Origin of the sequence: Rhizobium sp. SEMIA 4085 (assembly GCF_013004495.1) — a bacterium.
GTDB lineage: Bacteria > Pseudomonadota > Alphaproteobacteria > Rhizobiales > Rhizobiaceae > Rhizobium > Rhizobium gallicum.
The window spans coordinates 1-1,170 of the sequence record NZ_JABEPH010000673.1 but is presented as its reverse complement, the minus strand read 5'-3'; the positions used below and the strand labels follow the sequence as shown (position 1 = coordinate 1,170).

Genomic DNA, 1,170 nt, shown 5'->3' with positions numbered 1-1,170 from the left:
CCCGGCTGCGGCTGTTGGCTGGTATCGGCGGTCGGTTGCGCAAGGCGGCGGAGCGCCGACATTGCAGTGTTGGAATGGATGGTCGCGACGCCACCAGTGTGGCCGGTATTCCAGGCCGTAAGCAAAGTGAGCGCAGCGCCGTCACGGACTTCGCCGACGACGATCCGGTCGGGACGCAGCCGCATCGTGCTCTTTAGGAGCCGCGCCATATCGACAGTATCGCTTGTGTGGAGAAGGACGGCGTTGTCGGCTGTGCATTGGATCTCTGCGGTATCCTCGAGGATGACGAGGCGGTCGTCCGGCGCCGACTTGACGATTTCGTTGATGACGGCGTTCGCAAGCGTCGTCTTGCCGGAGCCGGAGCCGCCGGAGATGATGATGTTGAGCCGAGACGAAATCGCGCTGCGGATCGTCAACGCCTGCTGCTTGCTCATCACGCCAGAGCGCACGTAATCCTCAAGGGGGATCAAGCGCGAGGCGCGACGGCGAATGGTGAACGCTGGCTTGGAGACCACCGGGGGCAACAGTCCTTCGAAGCGATGGCCACCGATCGGCAGTTCGCCGGAGACGATCGGCTGCTCGGTATCGACCTCGGATTGGAGCGCATGTGCCACCGTTCCAATCACCATTTCCGCCGCCGCGGACGACATTTCTCCGGCTGGTGCGACGCCATGGCCAAGCCGTTCGATGAACAGTTTGCCGTCCGGATTGAGCATGATTTCGACAACAGTCGAATCATCGAGCGCGACGCAGAGCTGATCGCCGAGCGCCTCCTGAAGCTTGCGGACGAGTCGAGGATGAGAGCGAAGCTGGTTCACGGTTTTCTCCTTATGCTGCCTGACCCAGCGGACCATTGAATTGCGAGCGATAGCTGGACGGGCGGAGCCTCAGAAATGTCTCCACGTTCGCCGGAAGGATCCCTGCGATGGCTGTAGTTACGCCGATACGGCTCGGGTCGCCAATGCGCTGAAGCGGCCAACCAACACGACCGAGAATGCGTTCGAACCGCAGGTCGGTCACGGTAACAATCTCGGTAATGGCGCTCACGAGGCACCACTCGATGATGCCCGCAAACATCGTCAGCGTTGCCTCATGCACCGATCCCGATCCCCTGCCCTCTTCAAGGGTCGTATCCACGCAGAAGCGGGAGCTCTCGATCATCGCAGGGTG

2 protein-coding genes are annotated in these 1,170 nt (G+C 61.6%); both read right to left on the bottom strand.

Annotated features, from left to right (window positions below):
- Nucleotides 1-818, bottom strand: an 818-nt coding sequence (gene trbB, locus C9413_RS32265) for a P-type conjugative transfer ATPase TrbB (protein WP_170251586.1), incomplete at its 3' end; no start/stop codon positions are given.
- 10 nt (nucleotides 819-828) lie between these two features.
- A partial coding sequence (locus C9413_RS32260; protein ID WP_281408699.1) for an acyl-homoserine-lactone synthase occupies nucleotides 829-1,170 on the bottom strand: 342 nt, incomplete at its 5' end.